This is a genomic window from Streptomyces sp. NPDC005898 (assembly GCF_040629635.1).
GTDB lineage: Bacteria > Actinomycetota > Actinomycetes > Streptomycetales > Streptomycetaceae > Streptomyces.
Genome location: NZ_JBEXWC010000003.1, coordinates 28,825 through 43,142 on the forward strand (window position 1 = coordinate 28,825; position 14,318 = coordinate 43,142).

Sequence of the window (14,318 nt, forward strand, 5' to 3'; positions counted from 1 at the left end):
CCGTCACATCTCATGCGCCCGTCGTTCGCGTTTTTCCTGTGCCTTCAACTCCCCTACACGGGACAGGCGTTGACTCGACAGCGGTGCACAGGGGTGCACGTGAAGGTCGCCCCGCATACCGCTCCCCTCAACTGCCCTCCGCTCCCGGCCACTTGCGGGCAGGCGGCGGCGCGTATCGGCTCACGTACAGGGACGGGAACGGGACTGAAGCGCTTCTCCGGCGACCAGTTGTTGCGAACTAAACAGACATTACTGACGTATTGCCCTAAACTGGGCCGAGGGTGGGCGTCACCGGACATGGTGACGAAGTAATCAATTGAGGAGGCAACATGCTTGCTCAGCAAACACCGCTTCTCGTCACTCCGACGGATGCCCCGGCGCTCGGCACGACCATGGTTGAGCCCGAGGCGATGGTGAGCGACGCGCCGATCTACACGCCGCAGGCCGCAGGTGTCCTCCTGCTGCTGGCGCTTCTCTCCCCCGCGGAGCCGAAGGAGCCGAAGGGCAAGTGAGCCCCGATCAGTCGCAGACCGCGTATGCGACGTCCGCGGCTGACCTGGCTCTTCGTGTCCTTGATGCCCTCCGGGGCATTGAGGGCACGGCCATGGTCGCCCAGCACGTCGAACGCGCCGACGACCCCAAGGCAGCCCTCGCCGGGCTCCGCGTGCTCGGCGCCGACCTCTTCGCCCCCTACGTCCTGGGCAACGCGGTGTTCCACCCGCAGGACGCGGCAGCCGTCACCCAGTCGTTCGCCGTCTTCCCGGCAGCGGTGACCCCGCCTCCCGCTCCCCCGCAAGGGGCTCCGGAACCCTGGCTCGTCGCCTGGCGGGACTGGGCCACCGCCACGCTCCTGACCCGCTTCACCGACCCACCCGGCGCGCCCGAACCCGTCGGTGCCGGTACGGGCCCGGGCGCCGGTCCCCTCGCCCCGCGGCCCTCGGGAGCCCCTGAACTCGACCGCACAGGCTCCGCCACCGGCTGGCAGCACTGGTCCGTCCGGATGGGCCAGCTCTCCCCCCTCGCCCTGCCGGGGCTCGGCGGCCCCGTGCACGACGCCGCCCGTGCCGCCCCACTCGCCCTCGCGCGCGGCGCCACCCGCTCCGTGCTGCGCCGGGACTTCCCCACCGCCGCCCGCATCGCGCGCTGGCTCGCCCTGCTGGGCGCGGAGGGCGTGCCCCTGCCCCTCGACCCCGCTCCCCTGGTCGCGCACCTGCGCCTGCTCGGCGGCGGACCGCGCCTCGCCCTCGACGTGGCGATCTCGGGGCGACTGCTCGCACTGGAGGATCCGTGACGGCGTCCGTGACCCAGACCGCGCACCAGGTGAGCACCCAGGCCCTGACCTGGCTGTACACCCACCGCGAGCGCGGCGCGCTGCCCACCGACACCACCGCCGACCTCGGTGACCCCGACAGCGTCTACAAACCCCTCGGCGAGACCGCGCTCGCCGCCTCCCTCGTGCTGCGCGAGTCGGCCGCCGGAAGCGCCGAACTGGCCATGGCACGAGAGCTGCTGAGCTTCAGCTGGAGCCAGTTCGGCGACGGTGACATGCTGTACGAGCGGCTGCTGCGGTTCTCGCTGCTGACCGACCCCCTGGAGGCGTACGCCCCGTTCGCCCGCTGCGGCCTGCGCCACGAGGCCCTCGACCGGCTGCTCGCCCACACCACCTCCCTGCGCTCGGTCCGGGCCGCCGAGCTGATGCCCAACCGCAGACTCGCCGTCGCGAACGCGGCTCGCGTCATCGGCCTCGACCCGCGGGGCGGCTCGTACGACTGGCCGGCGCTGACCCGGGCCACCTGGCTGGGCGGCACGCCCGAGCCCTGGCTGATCGACTGGATGACCGGCTACTGCGTCACCCACACCGTCTTCCACCTCACCGACTGGGGCGGCGCGCCGGCCGGGCTGCCCGACGACCTCGCCGCGTACGTCGGCACCTGGCTGCCCGTGTGGATCGACATCTGGGCCGAGATCGAGCAGTGGGACCTGATGGCCGAGCTGATGATCGTCGGGTGCTGCCTCAGGGAGCCCTACTGCGAGCCCGCCGACTGGGAGCGACTCGCGCGGGTCCAGCATGCCGACGGCCTCGTGCCCCGCGACGGGGGGCCGGTCGCCGATGACCCGGACCGGCGGTTCGCCGACCACCAGCACACCGCCGTGGTGGCCGCGGTCGCCGGCAGCCTCGCGGTCTCCCGCACCCTGGGAGGGACGGCGGGGCCGCGGTGAGCCCGGCCGCGCCCCCGTCCGCCGGGAATGGCGAGCGCCCCGTGGCCGCCGCCACTCCCCCCTGGGCCGCCGACCTGCTCGCCGAACTGCGCGACGCCGCCCCGGGCGCGAGCGCCGTGGTGCTGGCCGTCCGGCGCGGCGAGGAACGCGCGCTCCTCGCCACCGGCGACAGCGCGCTGCGCGGTGGAGCGCCGGCCGGCCCCGACACCCGGTTCGAGATCGGTTCGCTCACCAAGACGTTCACCGCCCTGCTCCTGGCCGAGATGGTCGCGCGCGGCGAGGTCGCCCACGACGACCCCATCTCCCGCTTCCTGCCCCGTGGCGCGGCGCCCCACCTGCGGGGCTCCCCCATCACCCTGCTGCACCTGGCGACCCACACCTCGGGGCTGCCGCGGCTTCCCCCCGGCTTCCTGCGCGCCGCCGTGCCCGCCTGGTTCAGCAATCCGTACGCCGGCTACTCCCCCGAAACGCTGCGTCACGCCCTCGCCCGCACGCGGCCGCACGCCGCACCCGGCACCCGTGTGCGGTACTCCAACTTCGGCGTCGGCCTGCTCGGCGACCTGCTGGCCCGCGCCGCCCACGGGCCCGGCGGCGCCTATGCCCCGCTGCTCGCCGCCCGGGTGCTGGATCCGCTCGGCCTGACCCGTACCAGCTGCCTGACCGATCAGCCGCAGGCCACCGGGTACTGGCACGGCAGGGCGCGCCCCGCCTGGCAGATGGGCGCCATGCCGGGTGCCGGGGCCTGCCGCTCCAGCGCCCGCGACCTGCTCACCCTCCTCGACGGCCTCCTCGACCCCGGCACCGTGCCCCCGGGCGTCCCCCGCACGCTGCGGGCCGCGCTCGCCGACGTCACGGTGCCCCGCGTCGCCCTGCCGCGCACCGGAAGACGTATCGCCCTGGTGTGGAACGTCCGGCCCCGGGCCGACCGGGACCTCTACCACCACTCCGGAGGCACCAGGGGCTTCACCGCCTTCGTCGGTTTCTGCCCGCAGCGTCGCGTCTGCCTCGCCGCGCTGGCCAATACGAACCCGGCCCTGACCGGCGGCTTCATCCAGCGGGCCTACACGGGTTTGTGGACGCTCGCCCGGCCCGAAGAGTGATCCGGCGTTCCGGGGGCGGACTGCGGGATGAAATCATCGGAGGATGTCTGACTTGATCATTGCCGCCTGTGACGGCGCGGCGAAGAAGAATCCCGGGCCCGCGGCCTGGGCCTGGGTGGTCGCCGACGCCGACGGCACCCCGCGTCGCTGGGAGGCGGGGCCGCTCGGTCACTCCACCAACAACGTGGCGGAGCTGACCGCGCTGGCGGAACTGCTCGAGGCCACCGACCCGGCCGTGCCGCTCGAAGTGCGGATGGACAGTCAGTACGCGATGAACGCGGTCACCAAGTGGATCGCCTCCTGGAAACGCAACGGCTGGCTGACCGCGGCGAAGAAGCCGGTCGCGAACAAGGAACTCGTCGTACGCATCGACGCCCTGCTGCAGGGCCGTGACGTGACGTTCCGGCACGTGGCCGCCCACCGCGTGGACGGTGACCACCTGAACGCGATCGCGGACGTGGCGGCCAGCGACGCCGCCACCAGCCAGCAGCCCGCGGGCACCGCCCACGGCGCGCCGGAGATCCCCGAACCGCGCGCCGAGCGCATGACCGCCTCCCCCGCGGGCGGCGCCCCCAAGAAGACCACCGCGCGCACGAAGAAGACGGGCACGGGCGGCCCGGTCATCAAGGCGAAGTTCCCCGGCCGCTGCCACTGCCAGAAGCCGTACGCCGCCGGCGAGAAGATCGCGAAGAATCCGCACGGCTGGGGCCACGTGGAGTGCCGGGATGCCGGCGACTGACACCCTCGACGCCATTGCAACGGTTCGGCAACCGCCGCATCCGAGGCGTCAGGGACGCATTAAACCTGCCGCTTTGCGGGCAGGTGTTCCCCTCGGACAGCCATCACACAGGAGTAACCGGAGGAAGGAGGCTCATGCGGACGCAGCAGATGCGGCTCGATGACGGGCCGCCTGGGACGGCCACCTTCGACAAGGAGCCCCAAGCGGTCACCGACGCACGGGACCACACGCGCGGGTTCCTCGCCGGACTGGCTCCTGCCGTGGGTGAGCAGACCGCCGCGAGCATCGAACTCGTGGTCTCCGAGCTCATCACGAACGTCGTGCGCCACGCCCGGGGAGCCCTGTGTTCGCTGCGGCTCCAGGAGCGGCCCGACACCATAACGATCACCGTGTCCGACGCGGACCCCCGACCGCCCCAGGAGCGGACCCCCGACCTCGCGGGCGGAACCGGCGGATTCGGCTGGCCCATGGTGCGCAATCTCGCCCGGACCGTGGATGTCACCCTCGGCCCGACCGGCAAGACCATCTGCGCCGAGCTGGCGAGGTAACGCCGGCGGGGCCGACCCACCGGGGGCCCCGCGACGTGCGGACGTGCTCGGGACTCTCCGTCGCCGCCTTCCCCGGGCGACCGGGGGGGTGGCATGCATGAGCGGCCGCTGCCCTGTCCCACGAAGGCGCGGCCGCTCAGCTTGCAGGAGGCGCCGTCCACTGACACTGACCGTGCGACGGCGCCGTCAGGTTGTCACCCCTGCACGGGTCGCCTGCCCGCCGCGCGGGCGCTCACACCTGACGTCGAGGACTTTCCCGTGCGCTTCTCGCAGGCGGCGCGGGCTCCGGCGGGCTCGCCGTTCCCTCCGATGGTGGAATCGTGCGGCGTATCGCCGACGTGGACGCATCCTCGCCCTCGCCCGGCCGTTTGAGAAGGCATGAGCAACCAGAAGCGAACCATCACCGTACTGACCCTTGCCGCCGCCGCCCTCGCCATGGCGGGGCAGGCCGACGCCTCCTCGTCCGCCGTCCACGATGCGCCCGTGAAGAACAACAACGTGGGCAAGGTCGTCGCCGACACGCTGGCCGACCCCTCCGGCACCACGCAGGAGGTCATGAAGGGCACGAAGACCGGTCTGAGCACCGCCAAGACGGGCCTGGACATCGCCCACCGCGGCATGCTGGCGGCCGGCGGAAAGTAGGGCCTCCCGGCGAGGGGCCGCAGCGGAGCGGGCCACGAGCGCCCTTCATGGCACCCGGGTGCCATGAAGGGCGAAGGGTCACACGCGGTCGGCGGCGATCAGGACGTACTGGAACGAGCCGTCCCTGTACGACTCGATGAACGCTTCCTCGATGCCGGTGACCAGGGAGGACGTGGCCCGCAGCTCCCAGTAGGGCAGGGTGTCGCGGGTCAGGTCGATGACGGCCTGCGGCACCAGGCGGTTGTCGGCCATCGCGCGCAGGTACTCGCGACGGGAGTGGATGTTGCACTCGAAGTGGGCGTTGATCTGCGAGACCCACTTCGACGGCTGACCGTAGCGGGGGTTCCAGCAGCCGGTGATCGTCACATAGCGCCCGCCGACCTTGAGGACCCGGGAGTGCTCGGCGAAGAGGTCGTCCAGGTCGACGTACATGGTCGATTCGTTGTTCCAGGACGCGGTGATGCTGCCCTTGTCGAAGGGGGTGTCGAGCATGTTGCAGACGCGGGCGCGGACATGGCTCCCGATGCCGAGTTCCTTCGCGCGCCTGTTGCCGAAGTCGGCCTGCGTGGAGGAGAGGGTGACGCCCTCGACCGTGCAGCCGTAGCGCTGGTGGGCCATGACGCTCGTACCGCCGCGGCCGCAGCCGGCGTCCAGGAGGGTGTCGGCGGGGGTGATCGGACCGAGGTGGTCCAGAAGGACCTCGGCCTGCGCCGACTCCAGCCGGTGCAGCTCGGCCACCAGTTTCTGCTGATACGCGCTGTCCTCGGGGTCCCCGAGGGCGGCGTGGTCGACCGCGCCGATGCCGTAGTGGTGGTGGTAGAGCCCGTCGACGTCACCGAGGCGCAGATTCACGGGCCTGGCCTCGTTGTTCCAGTAGCGGGCGATGTCCCCCTGGTAGGGCGTCGCCGGGCCCGGGATGAACGTGGAGGAGGCGTCGGCGGAGGTCAGCTCGGTAGTCACTGAAGAGTCCATTTCTCACCAGAAATCGGGCAGGCTGTAGCGGTAGGTGTTGGTCTGGTGCCAGTAGTGGTTGCCGTCGACCCAGGCGGCCACGCCCCTGAGGAAGCGGAGCACCGCGGGGACGGGGCAGGCGGCGGCCAGCTCGGCGGCGGCGGCCTCGAAGCCGCGCATCAGGTCGTTGTGGACCTCGACGGCCTTCAGGTACGCGTCGCGTTCGGAGAGCTTCTCGCGTTCGGCGAGCACGACCGGCAGGTTGAGGTGCCGTCCGGGGGCGGCGAGCTCCTTCGTGTACGAGTACAGGTCGTTGACGATGGTGGTCGCGTTCCCGCCGAGCGCGATGACGCGCTGCATGTCGGGCCGCGCGTGCAGGTCGGCGGGGAGTTCGTAGCCGCCGACGGTGTCGGTGATGGTCGGGCAGGGGCGGAAGTTGTTGAACTGGCGCATCGCCAGGTACTCCCACACCTCGGGCGTGTGGTCCGTCTGGGCCCAGGCGGCCTCGGCCAGATAGCCCATGTGCAGGCGGGCCATGTCATGCCGGTAGCGGTCCGTCTGGGAGGGGGCGGAGGACCGGACGAAGTACTCCATGGCGCTGCGGTACGCCCGTCGGGGCGCGTCGGCGCCGAGCGATTCCACCCACCCGGGAGCGTATTCCGCAGTGGTGTGCAGGGGGTCGAGGGCGGTGTGCGCGAGGAGGAGACGGCCGCCGAGGCCGATCGGCGAGCCACCGTGGTCCTCGCAGTAGCAGTCGTCGACGGCGTTCTCCGCGATCATCAGCCGCGTGGCGAGCATCAGGTGGTCCACCGTCGGGGCGTCTGGGTGGCAGGCCACCATGTAGCGCCCCACGGAGAAGCCGTCGAACTCGCCCTCCCAGTCGTCGGGGAACAGCTGGACCTCGTCCACGGCCCAGTCCTTGACGCGGCGGCTGACCTCGGCGACGCGTACCGGGTCGGGTTCGGGGACGGCATGGAAGTAGAGGCCGGGAATCGGCCGGCCCTCGGTCTGCTCGCCGGTGGCCTCGGCCGTGTGCCGCGCGAGCGCGTCCGGGCCCGCGTCGCGCGGGGCCAGCGAGAGGCCTGCCGTCCCGAGGCCGCTGGGACCGCGCAGGATCCGCTCGACCACGGGGTCCACCGGGGCGGCGACGGCCGCCGGGTCGGGCCCGGCCGGCACGGACACCAGCGGCCGGCCGCCCGTCGGCAGGGCGAACGGCGCCGACGGTGCGGGCGTCTGGGCGGGGAGGCTCGACTGCGGAGGGGAGAGATCGGGATCGGGCATCCGTAGCTCCTTGTGCGGTGGGGGCCCGTCCCGGATCCGGGGGCGGGCGTGCCGGACGGGCCCGGGCGTCGGGCGGCCGTACTAGTCGCGCCTGCGGGCGATCTGGACGTTCTCCAGCACGCCGAGCGCGTCGGGTACGAGGACGGCGGCGGAGTAGTACGTGGTGACCAGGTACGACATGATCGCCTGCTCGCTGATGCCCATGAAGCGGACGGAGAGGCCGGGCTCGTACTCCTCGGGCAGACCGGTCTGGCGCAGGCCGATGACGCCCTGGTTCTCCTCGCCGGTACGCATGGCGATGATGGAGCTGGTCTGCTCCTTGCTGATCGGGATCTTGTTGCAGGGCAGGATCGGGACCCCGCGCCAGGCCGGGACCTGCTGGCCGCCGAGGTCGACGTGGTCCGGGTACAGACCGCAGGCGTTGAACTCGCGGCCGATCGCGGCGATCGTGCGCGGATGGGCGAGGAAGAGCTTCGTGCCGCGGCGGCGGCAGAGCAGCTCGTCCATGTCGTCCGGGGTGGGCGGCCCGGAGTGGGGCTGGATCCGCTGCTTGAAGTCGGCGTTGTGGAGCAGGCCGAACTCCCGGTTGTTGATGAGCTCGTGCTCCTGGCGTTCGCGCAACGCCTCGATGGTGAGCCGGAGTTGCTCCTCCGTCTGGTTCATCGGCCCGTTGTAGAGGTCCGCGACCCTGGTGTGCACCCGCAGGACGGTCTGGGCGACGGAGAGCTCGTACTCGCGCGGGTTGACCTCGTAGTCCACGAAGGCGCCGGGCAGCACGGCCTCGCCGACATGACCGGCCGACATGGCGATCTCGGCCTCGCCGTGGCGGTTCTGGCGCTGGTTCGGCAGGGCGCTGAAGGCCTCGATGTGGGCCTGGAGCTCCGGCGAGGACGCCTGGATCGCGGCGAAGTCGGCGCGGGAGAGGGTGAGCAGGGTGCCGGAGGTCTCGGCGGTGGCGGTGTAGTCCCAGGTGGCGTCGGCGTCCAGGAGCGCGTTCTCGCCGAAGCGGTCGCCGTCGGCGAGGATCGCGACGGTGATGTCGTCGCCGTAGGGCCCCTCGGAGGTCTGCCCGACGCGGCCGTGCGCGATCAGATGGATCTCCCCGGCGGCGGTGCCGCGGTGGACGAGGACCTCGCCCGGGGAGAAGTCGCGCTGCACGCAGCGGCCGGCCAGGGCGGCGAGGACCTCTTCGTCCTCGAAGCCGCGCAGCAGGGCGAGTTCGCCGAGTTCGCGCGGGATGACGTGGACGCGGGCACCGTCCTGGACGAAATCGACCCGCCCGTCGCCGACGGTGTACTTGAGCCTGCGGTTGACCCGGTACGTGCCGCCCTTGGTCTCCACCCAGGGGAGCGTCCGCAGCAGCCAGCGGGAGGTGATCTCCTGCATCTGCGGGGCGGACTTGGTCGTACTGGCGAGCTTGCGGGCCGCCTCGGTGCTGAGGGCCTGCCGCGGGGGCTCCGCCTGGGCGTTCGGCCGGGCTTCGGGACTGGTGTCGACGGTCATCGGGGCGAGCTCACCTTCGGGGGGTAGCGGACGGCGCACGTCGGTGCCGAGCGGCCAAGGAGGAGGAAAGAGGGCGAAAGAGGAGGCTGCTGGGGTGCCGTCCAGGTCATGGAGCGGTCCCGGTCCAGGTCATGGAGCAGTCTCGGCCCGCGCACGGCCTCGCACAGCCCGCGCGGGGCCGGTTACCCCGATGTGGTGATCATGTTCGAGACGCCGTTCGCACCGTCCGCCGCCGGAGGAGCGGCGGGCGGCGGGCGCTGCACATCGGGGCGGGGCGGCGGCCAAGGGCCGTTGTCAGTGCCTCCCCATAGAGTGAAATCACTCGGCAAGCCTCGGCGAAGGGGGAGCGTCAGCATGTCTGCCAACAGGATTCAGCACAAGGTGAATCACGTCGCACTGGTAGTGGACTGTTCGGGTTCCATGCGTCCGCATCAGGATCAACTCGTGCGGGTCGTGGACGAGTTCGTCGTGGGATTGAAGGCCGAATCGGACAGCCTCGGCCACGAGACGCGTATCAGCCTCTACTCCTTCGACCACCGGGTGGAGAATCTGGTGTGGGACATGGACGTGAAGCATTTGCCGTCCATGCGGGGCCTGTATCGGGTCAACAACGGGGCGACTGCTCTGATCGAGGCCTCCCTGAAATCCCTGGACGACCTGGGCCACATCTGGGAGGAGTACGGGGAGCACAGCTTCCTGCAGATCGTGGTGACGGACGGCGAGGAGAACGCCTCGGGCGGCGACCGGCGGCACGACGGCGACATGGCCATCCTCGGCCCCTGGCTCGACAGGATCGCGGCGAAGATGGGCGGCCTGCCCGAGCACTGGACCTCCGCGATCCTCGTGCCGAACTCCCTGGCCAAGCGGACCGCGCAGAACTACGGCTTCCCGGCCGGCAACATCGCGATCTGGGACGCGGATTCCCAGGAGGGCGTCGAGGAGGCGATCGGCACCGTGCGCGCCGCCGCCACCAGTTTCCTCCGGGCGCGTGAACAGGGTGTGCGGGGCACGAAGAATCTGTTCGCCGTCGGCCAGGACATATCCATCGACGACGTGCGGGCGACTCTCGAACCCATTCCGGCGAACATGTACCGGCTGCTGAAGGTCGACAAGGAGGTCGAGATCCGCCCCTTCGTCGATTCACATCCGGGGGTGACCTATGAACGCGGCTCTTGTTACTACCAGTTGGGCGCGCGGGCACAGGTCCAGCCGAACAAGGAAGTCATCGTGGTGGAAAAGGAAACCGACCGCGCCTATACCGGTGACGCCGCGCGCAGCCTTCTGTTCGGGTCGGGTATCCAGGGGACCGTCTCGGTGAAGGCGGGCAACAATCCCAAGCTGGAGGTCTATGTGCAGAGCCGTTCGGTGAACAGGAAACTCAAGCCGCACACGCGTCTGCTCATCATGCTGTGAGGCGCCGCCGCTGAAGGGTGCTCCCGCCATGACGCGGACCGGGGCCCACACCTCGCGGTGCGGGCCCCGGTCCGTGGTGCGCGACGGGCGGTCAGAGACCGAACTCCTGCGGGGAGACCCCGAGGGCCGCGCACGCCTCGCGCAGGACCTGCTCCTCGGCCGGGGCGATGTACCCGTCGGCGCCGGCGACGACGAAGCCGGTCTGGACGACGGCCTTGGCCTCCATCGGCTTCTTCGCCGCCTTGGCGATCTCCTGCATGGCCGCCGTCCTGCCCTGCTGGAAGTCGAAGGTCAGCTGGTCCACGTGCTTGTTGAAGCGCTGACGCAGCTGCTCCGGCGGGAAGTTCCGCAGGACGTCGTTCTGCAGGATCAGCGACTCCACGTGCTGGCGCTCGGCCGGGTCGACGGACCCGTCGGCCGCGGCGACCAGGGCGCACATGGCCATGCTGGCGTCGCGGTAGGCACCGCTCTTCAGCTCCGTCTTGAGGGAGGCCAGCTGGGACTTGAGCACGCCGACGAGCTGAGCCTTCGATCCCCCGCCGGACCCCGACCCGGGCCGTCCGTGGCCGCTGGAGCCCCGCGCCCCCTGCGCCTGCTGCTGCAGACCCTTGGCCTGGTCCTTGAGCCGGTCCCACATCGCCATCCGTGCCACCTCGGTTACGCGTTCGCCTGGCCGCGCGTGTTCCGCGCGTCCCCTTGGCAACGACCTCGGGTACCTCGAAGTTCCACCTCGGGCGGTGGGTCCGGGCGGGTCAGACCGAGCCCAGGTCGGAGGAGTACCAGTGTTCGGGCCGCAGGTAGTAGACGGCCTGTTCGCCGTGGTCACGGGACGCGAACTCGACGTACTCCTCCACCTTGTCCGCGGCGAGGTAGCGGGCGCTGATCTCGCGCAGTTTCTCGAGGGTGGCGTCCTCGCTGCGGACCACGGGGCCCTCCACGGAGACGTAGCGGACGGTCGGCTCCAGGCGGTCGACCATCAGCGAGAAGCGTCCCGCGGCCTCGATCAGCCGGCCCTTCTTGGAGTGGCGTCCGGTCATCACCCACAGCTCGCCGCCGGGGGTGTACTGGTACCAGATCGGGAGGGTGAGCGGGGCGCGCCCGTCCCGCGCGGCCACCGCCAGCGCTCCGATGTGGGGTTCGGCCAGGAACTGTTCACGCTCTTCGACGCTGAGGGGCATGGGGTCTCCTTCGGCGGTACGGCCAGGGGCTCTCGACATGGTCCTCAACTCCACCGCCCGGGACACGTATTCCGCGTGCCCCGTCGTGTCGAGGGCCCGCGGTTATGCTCCCGAGGCATGACCATCGAGCTGCGCCACCTGCGCGCGTTCCTCGCCATCGCCGAGGAGGGGAACGTCACCCGGGCCGCCGCCCGCCTCCATCTGAGCCAGCCCGCGCTCTCCCGGACCCTGCGCCAGCTGGAGGACCACCTCGGGGCCCGCCTCGTGGACCGCTCCACGCACCATCTGGAACTGACCGCGCGGGGCCGCACGTTCCGTGACAAGGCCGCCGTGGCGCTCTCCGCCGTCGAGACCGCCCTCGACCCCCGCGGATCGAGCACGTGGCCCCTCAAGCTCGGGCACACCTGGGCGGCGCTCGGCGACCACACCGTCGCCTTGCTGCGCCGCTGGGACGAGACCCGGCCCGGCGTCCCGCTGGAGCTGCTGCGCGTCGACGACCGCACGGCGGGCCTCACGCGGGGCGAGGTCGACGCGGCCCTGCTGCGGGGGCCGATCACCGCGCCCGGACTGCGTACGGAGCTGCTGCTGAGCGAGGAGCGGGTGGCGGTCATGCCGGCGGACAGTGCGCTGGCCGCCCTCCCCCGGGTCACCCTGGCGGACCTCGCCGCCCACCCGATCGCCCTGAACAGCGTCTCCGGCACCACGACGCCGGAGCTGTGGCCGCCCTCGGCCCGGCCGGTGGCGACCGTCGAGGTCGGCAACACCGACGAGTGGCTCATGGCCATCGCCGCCGGGCGCGCCATCGGGGTCTCCACGTCGGCGACCCCGAGCCAGCACGCGCACCCCTCGTTGGTCCACCGCCCCCTCGTCGACGCACCGCCCGTCCCGCTCGTGCTGGCCTGGCGCGATGGGCCGGGGCAGCATCCGGCGATCGGGGACCTGTTGGCCGTCGTACGCGAGATCATCGCGACGGACGGCGCGTGAACGCGATCCGTACTCCCTCCGACGGCGTAGTGGGCGCGGCCCGATGAGCGGACCGCGGCCAGGAGCGTGCGCGGGCCGACGCGGCCGTGCGGCACCCCTTCCCGGGGAGTCCCGGCGTGCCGGGACGTGTGTTCTGACTCAGGCTGGACAAGCGGTCACCGCATGGACCATGTGCGACGAGGGAGCAGAGCCTCATGGGAACCGAAGTGTTCCGGTCGGAAGTGCGCCTGACGGTCAACGGCGAGTCCCGCCGCCTCACCGTCGACCACCGCTCGACGCTGCTGGACGTCCTGCGCGAGCGGCTGGACCTGACCGGCGCCAAGAAGGGCTGCGACCACGGCCAGTGCGGTGCCTGCACCGTCCTCGTCGACGGGCGCCGCGCGAACAGCTGCCTGCTGCTCGCCATCGCCCACGAGGGGCGTGACATCACGACCGTCGAGGGCCTGCGCTCCCCCGACGGCGAGGGGACGCACCCCCTGCAACGGGCCTTCGTGGAGCGCGACGCCTTCCAGTGCGGGTACTGCACGCCGGGGCAGCTCTGCTCGGCCGTCGGCGCCATCGCGGAGGCCGACGCCGGTCACCCCTCGCACGTCACGGACCCCGCCCTGGAGCCCGGTTCGCCCGTCCAGCTGACCCGGGACGAGATCCGGGAGCGGCTGAGCGGCAACCTGTGCCGGTGCGGCGCCTATCCGCACATCGTCGAGGCAGTGGAGGACGTGGCCCGGTGAAGTCCTTCAGGTACGTACGCGCCCACAGCGTCGAAGAGGCGACCGCGGCCCACGCGGGCCGCCCCGAATCCCGCTATCTGGGCGGCGGCACCAATCTCGTCGACCTGATGAAGCTGGGCGTGGAGCGGCCTCGGACGCTGGTCGACGTCAGCGCGCTGCCCCTGGACGCGGTCGAGGAACTGCCCGACGGCTCCCTGCGCGTCGGGGCGACGGTGCGCAACAGCGACCTGGCCGCCCATCCCCTGGTGCGCGCCCGCTACCCGGTGCTGTCCCAGGCGCTGCTCGCGGGCGCGTCCGGCCAGCTGCGCAACATGGCCACGACCGGCGGCAACCTGCTCCAGCGCACCCGCTGCCCCTACTTCCAGGATCTCGGCAAGCCGTGCAACAAGCGGGAGCCGGGCAGTGGCTGCGCGGCGCGGAACGGCGTCCACCGCGACCACGCGGTCCTCGGCCACTCCTCGCAGTGCATCGCCACGCACCCCTCCGACATGGCGGTGGCGCTGGCCGCGCTGGACGCCGAGGTGGAGCTGTACGGCGCGGGCGGCCGACGGGCCGTGCCCGCCGCCGAGTTCCACCGGCTGCCCGGCGTGCGTCCCGACGTGGAGACGGAGCTGAGGCACGGTGAGCTGATCACCGGTGTGCTGATCCCGCCCGCGACCGCGGGGCTGCCCGCCGCCTACCGCAAGGCCCGTGACCGCGCCTCGTACGCCTTCGCGCTCGCCTCCGTGGCCGTCGTCCTGGACGTCGAGGACTCCGTCGTACGCGAGGTGCGGATCGCGTTCGGTGGCCTCGCGCACCGGCCCTGGCGTGCGCGGCGCGCCGAGCGGGAGCTGGTGGGCGGGCCGCCGGCCGAGGAAGCGTTCCGGCGGGCCGTCGACGCCGAGCTGGCCGACGCCGAGCCGCTGCGGGACAACGCCTTCAAGGTGCCCCTGGCCCGCAACCTCGCGTGCGACGTCCTGCGGCGCCTGGCCGGCGCGTCCCTCGTTTCCTGACCTCGGCCCCGCTCATCCCCCGCCCTCCAGGGAGAACAC

Annotated in this window: 16 protein-coding genes; 11 read left to right on the forward strand and 5 right to left on the reverse strand. The window is 71.8% G+C overall.

The window, feature by feature from the left end; all coding sequences use genetic code 11:
• The first annotated feature begins 329 nt into the window (after positions 1-329).
• The 7 genes from ABZ385_RS05345 to ABZ385_RS05375 all read left to right on the forward strand — a co-directional run bounded on the left by ABZ385_RS05345 (position 330) and on the right by ABZ385_RS05375 (position 5,249).
• A complete protein-coding gene (locus tag ABZ385_RS05345; RefSeq protein ID WP_358584520.1) occupies positions 330-512 on the forward strand; it encodes a hypothetical protein in 183 nt (60 codons plus the stop codon).
• On the forward strand, positions 509-1,291 hold the full coding sequence (locus ABZ385_RS05350; RefSeq protein ID WP_358584519.1) for a hypothetical protein: 783 nt from the start codon (positions 509-511) through the stop codon (positions 1,289-1,291). Before ABZ385_RS05345 ends, ABZ385_RS05350 begins: the two co-directional genes overlap by 4 nt.
• On the forward strand, positions 1,288-2,220 hold the full coding sequence (locus ABZ385_RS05355; protein WP_358909797.1) for a hypothetical protein: 933 nt from the start codon (positions 1,288-1,290) through the stop codon (positions 2,218-2,220). Before ABZ385_RS05350 ends, ABZ385_RS05355 begins: the two co-directional genes overlap by 4 nt.
• 41 nt (positions 2,221-2,261) lie before the next feature.
• Positions 2,262-3,320: a serine hydrolase domain-containing protein gene (locus ABZ385_RS05360; protein WP_358909799.1), complete on the forward strand. Its 1,059-nt coding sequence runs from the start codon at positions 2,262-2,264 to the stop codon at positions 3,318-3,320.
• Positions 3,321-3,363: 43 nt separating this feature from the next.
• Positions 3,364-4,059 (forward strand): ribonuclease H, encoded by a 696-nt coding sequence (locus ABZ385_RS05365; protein WP_358584516.1) that lies wholly within the window; start codon positions 3,364-3,366, stop codon positions 4,057-4,059.
• A gap of 134 nt (positions 4,060-4,193) precedes the next feature.
• Complete coding sequence (locus tag ABZ385_RS05370) at positions 4,194-4,607, forward strand: ATP-binding protein (protein ID WP_358584515.1); 414 nt, start codon at positions 4,194-4,196, stop codon at positions 4,605-4,607.
• Between the two features lie 378 nt (positions 4,608-4,985).
• Positions 4,986-5,249 carry a hypothetical protein gene (locus tag ABZ385_RS05375; RefSeq protein ID WP_358584514.1) on the forward strand — a complete coding sequence of 88 codons (264 nt, stop codon included), beginning with the start codon at positions 4,986-4,988 and terminating at the stop codon, positions 5,247-5,249.
• A gap of 78 nt (positions 5,250-5,327) precedes the next feature.
• Here the strand turns inward: ABZ385_RS05375 and ABZ385_RS05380 are convergent, their stop codons facing one another.
• The 3 genes from ABZ385_RS05380 to ABZ385_RS05390 all read right to left on the reverse strand — a co-directional run bounded on the left by ABZ385_RS05380 (position 5,328) and on the right by ABZ385_RS05390 (position 8,984).
• A complete protein-coding gene (locus tag ABZ385_RS05380) occupies positions 5,328-6,209 on the reverse strand; it encodes a geranyl diphosphate 2-C-methyltransferase (RefSeq protein WP_358909801.1) in 882 nt (293 codons plus the stop codon).
• 15 nt (positions 6,210-6,224) lie between these two features.
• Positions 6,225-7,481, reverse strand: coding sequence for a family 2 encapsulin nanocompartment cargo protein terpene cyclase (locus ABZ385_RS05385; RefSeq protein ID WP_358909803.1), 1,257 nt, complete (start codon positions 7,479-7,481; stop codon positions 6,225-6,227).
• 81 nt (positions 7,482-7,562) lie between these two features.
• Entirely contained in the window at positions 7,563-8,984 is a 1,422-nt protein-coding gene (locus tag ABZ385_RS05390; protein WP_358584511.1) for a family 2B encapsulin nanocompartment shell protein, read from the reverse strand.
• Positions 8,985-9,338: 354 nt separating this feature from the next.
• On the opposite strand from ABZ385_RS05390, the gene ABZ385_RS05395 reads away from it, so the two are divergent.
• Positions 9,339-10,397 (forward strand): vWA domain-containing protein, encoded by a 1,059-nt coding sequence (locus ABZ385_RS05395; protein ID WP_358909805.1) that lies wholly within the window; start codon positions 9,339-9,341, stop codon positions 10,395-10,397.
• A 91-nt stretch (positions 10,398-10,488) separates the two neighbouring features.
• Here ABZ385_RS05395 and ABZ385_RS05400 read toward each other — a convergent pair whose 3' ends face one another.
• Positions 10,489-11,040 (reverse strand): TerB family tellurite resistance protein, encoded by a 552-nt coding sequence (locus tag ABZ385_RS05400; protein ID WP_358584509.1) that lies wholly within the window; start codon positions 11,038-11,040, stop codon positions 10,489-10,491.
• A gap of 109 nt (positions 11,041-11,149) precedes the next feature.
• Positions 11,150-11,575 carry a pyridoxamine 5'-phosphate oxidase family protein gene (locus tag ABZ385_RS05405; RefSeq protein WP_358584508.1) on the reverse strand — a complete coding sequence of 142 codons (426 nt, stop codon included), beginning with the start codon at positions 11,573-11,575 and terminating at the stop codon, positions 11,150-11,152.
• Positions 11,576-11,692: 117 nt separating this feature from the next.
• Here ABZ385_RS05405 and ABZ385_RS05410 point away from each other — a divergent pair, with 117 nt between their 5' ends.
• The 3 genes from ABZ385_RS05410 to ABZ385_RS05420 all read left to right on the forward strand — a co-directional run bounded on the left by ABZ385_RS05410 (position 11,693) and on the right by ABZ385_RS05420 (position 14,279).
• Entirely contained in the window at positions 11,693-12,559 is an 867-nt protein-coding gene (locus ABZ385_RS05410; RefSeq protein WP_358909807.1) for a LysR family transcriptional regulator, read from the forward strand.
• 194 nt (positions 12,560-12,753) lie between these two features.
• The gene (locus ABZ385_RS05415; RefSeq protein WP_358584506.1) at positions 12,754-13,287 is read left to right on the forward strand and encodes a 2Fe-2S iron-sulfur cluster-binding protein; all 534 of its coding nucleotides are present in this window, start codon (positions 12,754-12,756) and stop codon (positions 13,285-13,287) included.
• Positions 13,284-14,279: a xanthine dehydrogenase family protein subunit M gene (locus ABZ385_RS05420; protein ID WP_358909809.1), complete on the forward strand. Its 996-nt coding sequence runs from the start codon at positions 13,284-13,286 to the stop codon at positions 14,277-14,279. Before ABZ385_RS05415 ends, ABZ385_RS05420 begins: the two co-directional genes overlap by 4 nt.
• Positions 14,280-14,318: the final 39 nt, after the last annotated feature.